This window comes from Candidatus Termitispirillum reticulitermitis, from assembly GCF_054655775.1.
This window is the reverse complement of sequence record NZ_BAAIHG010000091.1, coordinates 1-3,338: the sequence shown is the minus strand read 5'-3', so window position 1 is coordinate 3,338 and position 3,338 is coordinate 1. Positions and strand designations below refer to the sequence as shown.

The window sequence follows — 3,338 nt, the reverse complement described above, 5'->3', positions numbered from 1 at the left end:
CTAACTTCAACGTTACTTTGCCAACGCGAGTTGCGCCAAGTGTTGATAGAGCTATTTTGAGCAAATATCCACCCCTGCCAGACAGCTTTCTACCGCTATTTATTAGCCTAACCACTATATCAATATTGCTCTTATACCTATTCTTTTATAAAGACGCTTACATGCGTATTAAAAGCTGTCCTAATTGGGCACTTCTAGCCCTAACCATAGCTTTACAACTAGGGATAATCGCCTACTACAATACACAGAAAACAAGCATATTTAAGGATGAAATACTAGCTTTTTGGGCTGCTAATGGCATTGCGTCTAGCGAGCTTTCACTATTTGATACGTGGCAAATAGGTAGCTACTACCTTGAATATCTGAGCGCACAGACATCAGAGATGAACCTGTCATACCTGTTTAACTTGGCATTCTCCCATTCATTGCAGACTATTCAGGAGTGGACACCAACCTTTTACCATATACAATTACACCTTGTGTCATCACTCTTTCCTGACACGTTTAGTTTATGGCTTGGTGTTGCTGTAAATATGTTTTGGTTTGTGGGTGTTTGTATTGTGCTATGGCGTCTATCAGCATTACTGCTACCCGATAAGCTACTGGCTATCCTCCCCGTGCTACTTTATGGTTTTAGCCACATTGCAATCATAACCGTAACATACGTCAAACAATATTGTGTAGTGGCATTCTTCTGCACAGCACTAGTCTATCTAGCGGTATATCTGACTAAACAGGCAAAAGTTAGTGGCAGGTATTATATAGCACTAGGCGCCGTGTTCTTTTTAGGTGCTTATTCTCACCTATACTTTATTATATGGTGCGCTTCTGTTGCAGGACTAATACTCATCTATCTATTAAAAGCTAAAAGATTCTCTGAAATTAAACGGTGTATTGTTACCGCACTTGTGAGTGCTGGCTTGTTTCTTTTGGCATACCCGCAAATTTTTAGTGTAATTTCTGTAGGACGCACTAAATCTATGTTTATGCCTCATCTGTTAGGCTACATTAGGGATATAAACACTTCTTTTCTTGCGGGCACACTCCCCGTTTTGGCATTTGCAGTAGTGGCTATGTTTATATTAGCAGTTCATAAACGGCGATTGAGTGATTTGCAACTTTTAGGTTGTCTGTTTTTAGCTGTTTGTTGTTACATACTAACAATTTCTTATTTCGGCACCCCGTGGCACGGTGTTAGATATATCTTTCCAATTATGCCTGTAGTAAGCCTGTTTGTAATCTCTGCTCTATTCATTGCTAGCGAGGGCATTATACTGCCTCGCAACTTGCTTGCGGGCTGTCTGTTTGTTCTAACGCTTATTGTTGCTATCGGCAAGGAGAAACCATTTATTGATATACCAGACGCAGGAGCGTCTGCCAATGGATACTACAACGTGCCATGCATTGCATTTATCGGCAACGATGAGATGGGCATACACAGAACAATACACCATATTATGAAGTTTGATAGCGGGATAATATTCAAACTAGACCAACAAAATTGGGATAAAAATTATGAAAAGTTAGCTAGTGCCATTAAGGAAGCAAACTCTGACAGGCTTGTTATCTTTAATATCCCTGCACCTCACGAAAACTTTGATGCACTCATAGAACAGTTCGTGCTGAAACAGGGTTATACCAGCGATACTCCACTCGGCAACCACCTATACCTATTCTCGCGCTAGCTATTATAATTTAACTTTTTAGTAGCTCCTGCCGATAATGGCAGATATAAGCAGAGGTGCTAAATGTATCAAGAGGTCATCACAGAGCCACTAGAAGCGAAACAGCAATCTTTTCTGAAACAACAGTCTTTTGAAGACACTGTGCGTGAGTTATCGCACAAGTTTGCTACTAAACAGTATAACGGCAAGCGTTATAGGTATTCCGGTATGAGCGATAGTGAGGTGGAGTGTATGGCACTAGAACGACTACCTAGGGAAGCTATATCTATTGATAACGCCCGCCTATATATGTCAATATTTCGCAAGTTGCATGATATTCTAAACTCCAGCGTTAATATAGGCGAAGCTACAGGCTACGGCGCAGACAAGCTATCATTTATGCTTGACTACATAGAACAGAACGCATCTCAAAATATCACTCCAGAGCTGTTGATTATGGGTTCACGTGGGCTAGAACTAGCTGAGCGTGAAAGACGTGGCATTCATGATACGCACTTGCACGACCTAATGATGATGGATGGAGACGATGACAGGGAAAACGCCGATAGGCTATTGCGCTATTATGAAAAAAATGAAGAAACTGGCAAACATAGGGCATTGCGCGGTGAAATATACGCAATGGATATGTTGCTCCCATCAGAATGTTACTAACGGCAACTTTGATTTGGGAATATGGTGTCATTTTCAGTTCCCTTTTGTTCTGTGGTTGATACAAAAAAAGGGCGATTCCATAAAAGAATCTCCCTTCGGTTATATTCTAAATCAAGGAAAAACAATAGCAATAGGAAGTATGTCGGAAATGCCACAGAGCCTACTAGAAAAAAGATGCTATATTTCTAGTAGAAAAAACTATACTTTTTTCTGCTAAATACTGCTGGACTTTCTACAAAAAATATACTATATTTGTAGAAATCGGCAAGGGTCAGATAGTCCTTTTTGATTTGGGGATATGGTGTCATTTTCAGTTCCCTTTTGTTCTGTGGTTGATACAAAAAAGAGCGATTCCATAAAAGAATCTCCCTTCGGTTATATTCTAAATCAAGTAAAAATAATAGCAATAGGAACTGAATCAAAAGCGCAAAATCCATACAAACAGGAAATTAGCAAAATAATTCTGTATTTCTCCGCTGGACTTTCTAGAAAAAATATAGTATATTTCTAGTAAATGAAAGGGTATAAATATGGCTCAAACGGCTAAAATCCGCATATTTGATAGGATTCAGTATAGGGGGAAAAACTGGGTATTTTCCGCCTTTGATTTCACAAAAGATTTTAAGCGGTGGGAAATTGACCAGACTTTGCGTGAGTTGGAGCGGGAAGAAAAAATTGCACGCATTCTTCCCGGACTTTACTATTATCCGTCGTATAGCACGCTTTTGCAGGAAATAGTTGCGCCGGATATACAGCGGGTCGCGTATGCGCTTGCCCGCAAATATAACTGGACGATTTTCCCCGAAGGCAATACCGCGCTGAATTATCTGAATCTTTCAACGCAGGTACCGGCGCGCTATATTTTTATTTCCAGCGGAAGCCCGCGAAAATACAAAATCGGAAACACCACGCTTGAATTCCGCCATAGGATGTTGCGCGAAAGCGTCATAGGCAACGAGCAGGCAAACCTTGTAATCCAAGCGCTGAAATCGCTGGGCAAGA

Annotated in this window: 3 protein-coding genes; all 3 read left to right on the top strand. The window is 40.6% G+C overall.

The window, feature by feature from the left end; translation table 11 throughout:
* Nucleotides 1-1,685 (top strand): hypothetical protein (locus AC1MDJ_RS07105; RefSeq protein ID WP_479690230.1); only part of this gene is annotated, 1,685 nt, incomplete at its 5' end.
* A 63-nt stretch (nucleotides 1,686-1,748) separates the two neighbouring features.
* Complete coding sequence (locus AC1MDJ_RS07100) at nucleotides 1,749-2,336, top strand: hypothetical protein (protein ID WP_479690229.1); 588 nt, start codon at nucleotides 1,749-1,751, stop codon at nucleotides 2,334-2,336.
* A 530-nt stretch (nucleotides 2,337-2,866) separates the two neighbouring features.
* On the top strand, nucleotides 2,867-3,338 hold a 472-nt coding region (locus AC1MDJ_RS07095), incomplete at its 3' end, for a DUF6088 family protein (RefSeq protein ID WP_479690228.1).